The sequence below is a fragment of the Halorussus litoreus genome, from assembly GCF_003382685.1.
Classification (GTDB): domain Archaea; phylum Halobacteriota; class Halobacteria; order Halobacteriales; family Haladaptataceae; genus Halorussus; species Halorussus litoreus.
This window is the reverse complement of the sequence record NZ_KZ859505.1, coordinates 146,575-154,722: the sequence shown is the minus strand read 5'-3', so window position 1 is coordinate 154,722 and position 8,148 is coordinate 146,575. Positions and strand designations below refer to the sequence as shown.

Sequence of the window (8,148 nt, the reverse complement as noted above, 5' to 3'; positions counted from 1 at the left end):
GGCGCGGTTCCGCGCCGCGCCCGGCCGCGCGCTGGCGAGACAGTCAGAGCAAAAATGGGTCGGAGCAAAATCGGACCAGAGCGAAATCAAATCGGAAGGGCAGAATCGGAACGAGGAAGCAATAGAAATTGGGCCAGCGACTTTGGAGACCGGCCACAGTCGGTCGAGCAGTTACGGAGAGTCACAGGCTTACGGCGGATTCCGTAGTGAGCACGTCGGGCACGTCCAGCGTCACGACGGTCACGGCTCCGCTCCGACCGACGATGCGGAGTCGGACCGTCTCGCTCGGAACCAGCCCCGCACCGCCGCCTTCGATCTTCGTGGCGTTCAACCGGAGCACAGTCCTGTCGGCGCTGTCGGAGAGAATCGGGTCACTGTCGCGCAGCGCCCGCGTTGCGAACGTGGTCGCGTTGGGCGACCCTGACGTGTGCGTAAGCGTCCGACGGGCGTCCGAACTCAGATACTCGACGGTCGCCTGCGAGAGGTCGATGTCCCCCGCACCCGCGCTCGGCGAGACGACGACCGAGACGGTCTCGACGCTCGTGGAGACGTTCTCCGTGGTCGTGTTGGTCGTCGTCTCGAAGTGGGCGTCCGCACCGTACCCTTCCGCGCGGACTCGAATCTCGTTTCCGCCCTTGGCGATGCGGGCGTCGACCTCGTTGCAGTCCCGCGTGGTCGTCGTCGAGAGCGAGATCGGCGACGTGCCGCTTCCGACGAGCGTGCCGTTCCGTTCGTCGTAGATGTGAATCTCGTGAGTACCGCTGACGTTGACCTCCTTGACCGAGAGCTTCCGACCGTCGTTGACGGGGAACGGGTCGTCGGCGCGCGTTCCGTTCACGACGAGGTAGTACACGGAGGGGCTCGGACAGGAGCTCTCGGTCGACACGGTGCCGCTCGCGATCCAGACCTCGGTTTGGAGTCGACCGTGAACGACGGATCGATAGTTGGTAGTCCGCCGCTCCCGTCGGAGCCTTTCAGGACGATTCGGTCGTACTGGACGGTAGTGCCGGTAACCATGGTGACCGACCCACCGGCCGCCACCTCACCGCGCTTCGTGACGACGACTCTGTCGGTCACTTGCGACTGCGATTCGATCCCGGTGTTCTCGGCGTCGGTCTGGAGGACTCCCGCGGTGTTGATGAGAACCCCCGCCGCCATCGCCGCCACGAGGACCATCGCGATGAACACGACGAGCGTCCCGATACCCACCTGCCCTCGGCGGGTGACCCGCGACGCGTCGCGTTCGCGTCCTCGATTCCGCTCGCTCGTCGCAATCATCTACCGGCGTTTGTCACCATCGGAACCTAAATCCTTCCTGTCGGTTTCAACTGTGATAATTTCCCCGAGCTTCTGCGGTTACTGGTCACCGGAACCGTCGATACTCCCGTCGGAATCCTCGCCCGGGCGCTCGGCCAGCCCGTCGAACCGGTCCTGCGCGGCTGATGTACGGCGCTCGGTCGCGTCCGCTTCGTAGCTCGTCGATACCACGAAGCCGTTCCGCAGAGCGACCGTCAGCACTGCGTCCTGCTTGCGGGCGGCCTCCGGAAGTCGCCATTTAGGTATCGCGCGCTCGGCCACTACTTCTTCGTCCCGTTCGCTGGCCCCATCCGCTTCGAGGAGCAACACGGCCAGCTCGCGGTCCCCCTCGGTCGGCTCGAAGCGGTCGACGACTGCGGTGTACCGTCCGTCTGGCACGCCGCGGCCCTGCTCGCGATCACCCGTCATACTGGACCTCCAGCACGAGCCGTCCTTCGTCGGTCCGAACGAAAACCGTGTCGCCCGCGTTGTTCCAGACCGCGCCCGACGCGTTCCAGTAATAGTCGTTACCGTCGTTTCCGCTATCGTCCTGTCCACTCCCGGTTCTGAGCGTCAGCGTCTCGCCCGAATCGAGGACGGTCCCGTCAGGGAATTCGTAGCCGTGGCCCGCCTCGTCGCCGACGGTCCACCCCGAGAGGTCGATGGGGCGGTCGCCCGCGTTCCGGAACACGAGGTACTCGTCGGCGAGGTTCTCGCGGTCGTCGCCCGCCGCGTCCTCGTGGATCTCCTGAAGCACGAGCGCGCCCGCTGGCTCACTGGTGGTCGTGGCCCCAGTGTCGCCGGTCGTGGCCGCATCGTCGCGGGTCGTCTCTCGACCGCCGTCTGCCACGACCGACTCGGGCGCTTCTCCAGCGGAATCGCCCGCTCCCGCGCCCGCGCCCGCGACCGCGAACGACGCGCGACGCTCGACCGGTTCGTCGAGACTCGGCTCCACTCCGGGCGCGCTCCGGAGTTCGAGCGGGTCGGTCGGGGCGTCGCGTTGCGTCCGGACCGCGACGCGCTCGCCGTCGGTCTCGACCACCACGTCGCCGTGGACGCCGGTCCAGTAGGTCGAGACGCCGCGGGCGGCAAAGCGTTCGAGTACCTCGCGGTGCGGGTGGCCGTACGGCGAGTCGAACGCGCTCTGGATCACGGCGATTCGGGGCGTCGTCGCCGCGAGCAAGGCCGGGCCGCTGCTGGAGTTGCTCCCGTGGTGGCCCGCCCCCAGCACGGTCGCGTTCAGACTCCCGGCGCGAGCGCTCGTCAGATACCGTTCCCCGGCTCCACCGGCGTCGCCGGGCAGAAGGACGCTGGCGTTCCCGAATCCGACGCGGAGGACGAGGCTGTTCTCGTTGCGCTCGCGGTCGGCGAGGTAGCCCTCCGGAGGTGCGAGCACGTCGACCGACGCGCCAGCCATCGGAATCTCGTCGCCCGCTTGGGTCCGGTAGAGCGTGACGTCGTGGCGCTCGACCGCGTCGAGATACGACTCGTAGGTGCGCGTGGCCGCCGCGATGCCGGGGTCGTAGACCGCGCCGACGCCTCCGGCTTCGGTCTCGAAGTGGTCGATGACCGCGGCGTGGCCGCCGACGTGGTCGGCGTCCGCGTGCGAGGTGACGAGGTAGTCGATTCGGCTGACGGTCGTTGCTTCGAGGTAATCGATCACGTGCTCGCCGTCGTCGCGCCAGTTGCCGGTGTCGTACAGGAGCGTCTCGCCCGAGGGGCCGACGACCAGGACGCTCGCGCCCTGTCCGACGTGGATGAAGTGGATCGAGAGGGTGCCGTTGGCTGCGCTGTCGAGCGTCCGCGGTGCGGACGCCCCGGGAGCGTCGGAAACTCCGGTGACATCGGTGGTTTCGGCGGTATCCGGGCCGACCTCCGGCACCGCGCCGCCGAGGCAGCCGGCGAGCGAAACGAGAACGATCACAGCGAGGAGAGCGACTGGGGAGCCGGGAGCGAGCGCTCGACTACGGCCGTCGTCGTCACGTCTCCCGAGTTTCATCAACCCATCCCAGGGCGCAGGCCGACAACACTCCTTCCCATACAATCGATTTCGAGGTGCGTGAAATAATAAAGGGGGAGATGCTCGACGCGGGTGATGGATGCACGATAGTCGGCGACGGTGATGGGTAAGGGAGTAGTTAACGAACTGGGCGAAGAAGGACGACGGGGGTCTCTACGTGGCACTCGACTACCAGCGCGTCACCGACTGGCTCGACGACCGCATCGTGACCCAGCCGAGGCGCGTCCGCGCTGCCCAAGAACACCGAGGAGTTGGCCGCCGCCAGCCTCAACTGCGCGTCGATAGCGGGCGTCGTTCCGTCGTTCGTCACGTCGAGTCGATAGGTCGCAGTGTCGACCGCGGCGACCGCCGTGGCGTTCTCGGTCCGGATGTCGAACTGGGGCCGGTCCTCCACGACGAGGATGACGTACTTCGTGGTTTCCTGCGACCCGTCGTTGTACTCTGGCTGGGTGTTCTGTCCGTAGCGCACGAAGTTGGCGTTGTTCGAGACGAACAGGTCGAGGGTCGCCTGTTCGCCCGCACCGAACCGGTTGTCGGTCGCCGAGAGTTCGAGGTTGGGCCGCCCGACAACCGTTCCTTCCTGCTGGGCGGCTCCGGCCGCGACTGTCACGACGCCGGCGATTTTCCCGACGACGACCACTGCGACGACGAGAGCGACGGCGTTGGATTTCACGAAACCTCACACGGAAGGAAGCACAATAACAGGTCGCGTGGAGGTGTCGGCTTGAACGCTGGAAACAGCGTATTGATAGGGAATGGCGACGAATTGGGCCGATGACTGCTATTTTCGGAGAACCAGTTAGATAAACGTAACAGGACGCGCTCGCATCGCTGTCTCCCGGACGGTCGCCGTCAGACCGAAGACGGGACGACGCTCGTTTACGTCGTTCGCTCAGAAGAGTGCTCCGTCAGGGATTCGAACTACGTCGAGACGTTCCGGGATGCTCGCTACGCTGCGCTTCCGGGCGTGCGAATCGCCTCATTCGAATCCCTTCTATGCGCGCTTCGCTCACTCGTAAAACTCGTTCGCTGTAGTGCTCCGTCAGGGATTCGAACCCTGGTCCTTGCCGTGAGAGGGCAAGATGATTGGCCGGACTACACCAACGGAGCGTGCACTCTTTGGTAGTCGGACGGACTGTTTAACAGTTGCGCTTCGTTGCCGCCGTGTCCCGGTTTCGCACGGGACTCCCCTAAACAGTTCACGTGAGCGAAACCCCGGCTTGTGTCCGGTCGAATCGCCGATACTCTCGGTTACCAGTCAGTGTGAACGGAGGTGAACGGTTACTCCTCCAGCGGGGACCCGGCCGCGTCGGGTTCGTGGCCTTCGAGGCTGATGATGTTCTCGCGGCCGACCCGTAGCTTGCTGATCTCGCCCTCGTCTTCCATCTCCGAGAGGAGCATGCTCACCTTCGACTTCGACCAGCCGGTCTCCTCGACGATGTTGACCTGCTTCATCCGCCCGCCGTTCTCGCCGAGGAGCTTCTTGACGCGAGCCTCGTCGGTGAGCAGTTCCTCGTCGCTGACCGACGGCTCCGGCGACCCACTGCCAGCGGTCGCTCCGGAGGCTGCGGCCCCGCCATCGCCCCCGGGATTCCCGCCGTCACCGCTCGACAGCGAGTCGCCGAAGTCACCCTGCCGCCACGCGAACGCGGCCGCGAGCCCCAGCAGCACGACCACCGCACCGACGAACATCATGATGGGCGACCAGTCGTCGCCCTGTGACGGTTGACTCGCGGTCGTGGTCGCTGCGGTCGTCGCTGTGGGTCCGCCGTCTCCGTTGTCGCCGCCACCAGCCCCGCCGCTCCCGTTCTGGCTCGTGGTGTTGAGCCCGGTCGTGCCGACCGAGGTCGTGGTCGTTCCCTCGACCGGATCGAACTTCACCCGGGGGCGCTGGTCGTTGAAGTCGTACTCGCCCTCCCACGTCACCGACGTGCTGTCCGCGAGCCCCTCGCCCGACGGCAGGGCGGGCTCGCTCGGATCGACGGAGGTGAACTTCAGTTCCGGTCCGGTGCGGACGACCAGCGACTGGTTCGGCCCGATGTACAGCCCTCCTTGGAACACGTCGCCGACGATGACGGTCTCGCCGTCCGAGTGAGTGAACCCGGTCCACTGGAACGTCATGGTGACGATGCCCCGGTTGTCGTCCATCAGCCCGCCGACCCGCGCCTCCTTCCGGAAGTTCTGGGCCTGCATCGTACGGTTCGTGAAGTTCTGGCCCGCGGACGCGAGTTCCTGGGCCTGCGTCTTGAAGTCGCGCCACATCGCGGTGGAGTTGTTATTGAAACCGTCGGCGAACTCCCGGAACTGCTGGCGCTCGGAGTCGTTGTTGAGCGTCCGCTGGTACATGAACGTCCACTCGGCGGTGCCGTTGCCGTACACCGTGATGTGGAACTCCACGCTGTCGAACTCGTCGGTGACGCCGAGCGTCTGGGGCGCGCCGTTCAGTCGCGGCGAGTCTGAAGCGTTCGTTCCGTCGACCGACTCGGCGACAGCCGGCGCGTCACGCGCAGGGAGAGCGCCCGAAACGGCCGCTACGGGGACCGAACCGACGAGTAACACGACTACGAAGGCGACAGCCAGCAGCCGTCTCATGTACGTTATTCCTCCATTGCCCGGTATAAAAGACCTTTTGACGTTGGCCTGTCACCGCACCACGGTTCCGCGGGCCACGACGTTCGTTGGCGACTGCCACGCGGTCACGTCCGCTACCGGGTCGTCGTCGAGTACCACGAGATCGGCGCGGTAGTCCTCGGCCACCCGACCGACCTCGTCGTCGAGTCCGAGCAGGTCCGCCGAGTTGACCGTCGCGGCCGCGAGCGCGTGCTCGGGCGTGAGCCCGTGCTCGACCATCAGCTCCAGCTCCTCCGCGGCGTCGGCGTGGAAGTTGAACGGCGTCCCGGCGTCGGTCCCCATCGCGATTGGGACGCCGGCGTCGAGCGCGTGGTCGAACGATTTGGCCCACGACTCGGCGGCGGCTTCGGACTTTTCGACCGCGAACTCGGGGACGCCCGCCTCGACCCCTGCGTCGATGATGCCGAACAGCGCCTTCCCGGTCGGCACCCAGTAGGTGCCCCGGTCGGCCATCAGCTCGGCCGCCTCGCGGTCCATGAACGTGCCGTGCTCGATGCTTGAGATGCCGGCCCGGACCGCGTTCTTGATGCCCGCCGCGCCGTGGGCGTGGGCCGCGGTCGGCACGCGCTTGGCCGACGCCGCCGACACCAGCGTCTCCAGTTCCTCCTCGTCGAGTTCAGGCGCGCCGGTCAGCGCGCCCTCGGTGAGCACGCCGCCGGTCGCCATGCACTTGACCACGTCTGCACCGCGCTTGAGTTGTTCGCGGACCGCCTTCTTCACCTCGGGCACGCCGTCGGCCTCGCGCCCGAACCAGTGGCCGTGCCCGCCGGTCATCACGACGTTCTCCCCGCAGGCGAGTACGCGCGGACCGTCGATGACGCCTTCTTCGACCGCGGCTGCGGCATCGAGCGCCAGGGTTCCCGGCGCGCCGAGGTCCCGGACCGTGGTCACTCCAGCGTGGAGGGCGTCTTCGAGGTTGCCCGCCGCCCGGTAGGCCAGCATCGACTCGCTGTCGTCGTTGATCGTGGCGGGGTCGGGTCGGCCGTCCATCATCAGGTGGACGTGGGCGTCGACGAGTCCGGGCGCGACGAACTGCCCGGTCGCGTCGAGGATTTCGTCTGGGTCGTCGGGCACGTCGCCGACCGCGACGATCTCGCCGTCTTCGACCGCCACGTCGGCTTCGCGCGCGCCGGTCGCGTCGACAACCGTCCCACCTCGGAGTACGAGCATAGGAGGAGTTCGCGCCCGAAACCCTAAATAGGGTGGTGTCGGCAAGGTGTGGTTTTCGGTTTGGGAACCGGGACGTTTCTCGTCGGTTTCACGGAACTGGGTTTTCGTCCGCTTTTCCGACATTCGGCTTTGAAGCCGGCGTGCGCTCTTTCGTCCGTTTCATCAGGCGCGTGCTGGCGGAGCGCGTTCGTGCGCCCCGCTCAAGCGCGCGAGGGAGGTGGCCGCGTCTGCGCGAGGGAACCGAGCGCAGGCTCGTGGGAGCGTCGCTCCCACGGCGTCTCGACGAGTGAAACGAGTCGAGGCTCGTCGGAACGTGCTTCCGGCGGTGTTCATGCGGGCACCGAGGCTGGGGCGGCCTGAGAGGCACTCGCGTGGCCGTGCGGTTGCGGTGCTGTCGCGGTTCGGTTGCGGTATTGTCGCAGTTCGGTTGCGGTGCTGTCGCGGTTCGGTTGCGGTGCTGTTGCGGTTTTCCTATGCCTCGGTAGTAGCTAGTTTCACCGTCGGTTCGTTTTCTATCGAGACTGCAAAGCTAGCTTCTGCTTGAGCCGAGGAGAATACCGCAACCGCACCGCACAGCAACCGCGCCTCGTCCTCCCCAGCCTCCTCCCTCGCTCCGCTCGGTCGTCCCTCGCGCGAATGATGGCGCGAGATGAACTCGCGCCGAGCGCGCGCCGAGTAGAAAGTACCGCCAAGCGTAAGCCCAGCAGAAAGATCGCCGAGCGCACGCCGAGAAGCCGTCAGCAAACGACCTATAAGCTCAAACTAACCGCGGAGAGAGCCACGCAAACCCCGAATATCTCGACCGACGAGAGAATCAACCCGGTCGCCCACGCACGCGCTCGTGGTCGCGACAGCGCGCGAGTCACACTGGCCTCGCGCCGCGAGAAAGCACTCAAGGACGTTGCGAGCAAAATCGAGAGCGAGTCGGTCGCCAAGGCGCTGGTCGTCCCGACGAACGTCCGCGGCGAAGACTCCGTAGCCGGAACCGCCGAGGACACGGTCGAGGAGTTCGGCGGGCTCGACGTCGGTGA

The 8,148-nt window shown here is 66.4% G+C and carries 6 protein-coding genes, 1 tRNA gene and 1 pseudogene; all 8 read right to left on the bottom strand.

What is annotated here, in order from left to right:
• Positions 1-181: 181 nt before the first annotated feature.
• The 8 genes and pseudogenes from DPQ64_RS02155 to DPQ64_RS02120 all read right to left on the bottom strand — a co-directional run bounded on the left by DPQ64_RS02155 (position 182) and on the right by DPQ64_RS02120 (position 7,117).
• Complete coding sequence (locus tag DPQ64_RS02155) at positions 182-853, bottom strand: hypothetical protein (protein WP_157971554.1); 672 nt, start codon at positions 851-853, stop codon at positions 182-184.
• Positions 854-1,017: 164 nt separating this feature from the next.
• Positions 1,018-1,278 (bottom strand): annotated as a pseudogene (locus DPQ64_RS19060) (archaellin/type IV pilin N-terminal domain-containing protein); the annotation flags it as partial.
• Between the two features lie 78 nt (positions 1,279-1,356).
• Positions 1,357-1,725, bottom strand: a complete 369-nt coding sequence (locus DPQ64_RS02145; protein WP_115862706.1) for a DUF3006 domain-containing protein — start codon at positions 1,723-1,725, stop codon at positions 1,357-1,359.
• Positions 1,715-3,295 carry a lamin tail domain-containing protein gene (locus tag DPQ64_RS02140; RefSeq protein ID WP_198661976.1) on the bottom strand — a complete coding sequence of 527 codons (1,581 nt, stop codon included), beginning with the start codon at positions 3,293-3,295 and terminating at the stop codon, positions 1,715-1,717. The genes DPQ64_RS02145 and DPQ64_RS02140 overlap by 11 nt, the downstream gene beginning before the upstream one ends.
• A 139-nt stretch (positions 3,296-3,434) precedes the next feature.
• The gene (locus DPQ64_RS02135) at positions 3,435-3,989 is read right to left on the bottom strand and encodes a COG1361 family protein (RefSeq protein WP_115862705.1); all 555 of its coding nucleotides are present in this window, start codon (positions 3,987-3,989) and stop codon (positions 3,435-3,437) included.
• Positions 3,990-4,351: 362 nt separating this feature from the next.
• A tRNA-Glu gene (locus tag DPQ64_RS02130) sits at positions 4,352-4,426 on the bottom strand.
• A 171-nt stretch (positions 4,427-4,597) separates the two neighbouring features.
• Entirely contained in the window at positions 4,598-5,908 is a 1,311-nt protein-coding gene (locus DPQ64_RS02125; protein WP_115862704.1) for a helix-turn-helix transcriptional regulator, read from the bottom strand.
• A gap of 51 nt (positions 5,909-5,959) precedes the next feature.
• Positions 5,960-7,117 carry a metal-dependent hydrolase family protein gene (locus DPQ64_RS02120; RefSeq protein ID WP_115862703.1) on the bottom strand — a complete coding sequence of 386 codons (1,158 nt, stop codon included), beginning with the start codon at positions 7,115-7,117 and terminating at the stop codon, positions 5,960-5,962.
• Positions 7,118-8,148 lie beyond the last annotated feature (1,031 nt).

Excerpts from the sequence above, each read along its gene's own strand:
- DPQ64_RS02145 (WP_115862706.1), bottom strand. The coding sequence starts at position 1,725 with ATGACGGGTGATCGCGAGCAGGGCCGCGGCGTGCCAGACGGACGGTAC.
- DPQ64_RS02140 (WP_198661976.1), bottom strand. The coding sequence starts at position 3,295 with ATGAAACTCGGGAGACGTGACGACGACGGCCGTAGTCGAGCGCTCGCT.
- DPQ64_RS02125 (WP_115862704.1), bottom strand. The coding sequence starts at position 5,908 with ATGAGACGGCTGCTGGCTGTCGCCTTCGTAGTCGTGTTACTCGTCGGT.
- DPQ64_RS02120 (WP_115862703.1), bottom strand. The coding sequence starts at position 7,117 with ATGCTCGTACTCCGAGGTGGGACGGTTGTCGACGCGACCGGCGCGCGC.